The sequence below is a fragment of the Bartonella capreoli genome (assembly GCF_902813205.1).
GTDB lineage: Bacteria > Pseudomonadota > Alphaproteobacteria > Rhizobiales > Rhizobiaceae > Bartonella > Bartonella schoenbuchensis.
In genome coordinates this window covers 1-419 of record NZ_CADDZX010000278.1, presented here as the reverse complement: position 1 = coordinate 419, position 419 = coordinate 1, and the positions used below count along the sequence as shown (strand labels likewise).

Here is a 419-nt window from a genome sequence, read left to right as displayed (position 1 = left end):
GCATAGAGATTGACAATAGGAATATCAAAAGAACCATAGATCTGTCCAGCATTAAGAAGTAATGTTACAAAAAGATGCGCAACAGCTTGAGTAATCAGGTTGGCACCAAGTTTTGCAGAGCTAGGGGAGCGAGGTCCAGGTTTACGGTCTTGGCGAGCATATCTAAAATAGGGAATAACAGCTGTAATAAGACGTGCTGAAGAACGATGCAGGGTAACCATCATAATGAGTAATTACATCAAATGCTCACTGGCTGGTTAAGAGGTTGATTACAGCACAAACACCTATCCTAAACACACATTTACACAAAATTCAACATAGAACTCTAGATCAGCACGACGCTTGACGGGTGCTTCTCATAGGGAGATGTTTAAACAATTAGCAATAAATTTCGCAAGCTGTGGGTCAGAATTGCAATG

1 pseudogene is annotated in these 419 nt (G+C 40.8%); it reads right to left on the bottom strand.

What is annotated here, in order from left to right:
* A pseudogene (locus tag J7R05_RS08415) lies at positions 1-419 on the bottom strand (ribose-phosphate pyrophosphokinase-like domain-containing protein); the annotation flags it as partial.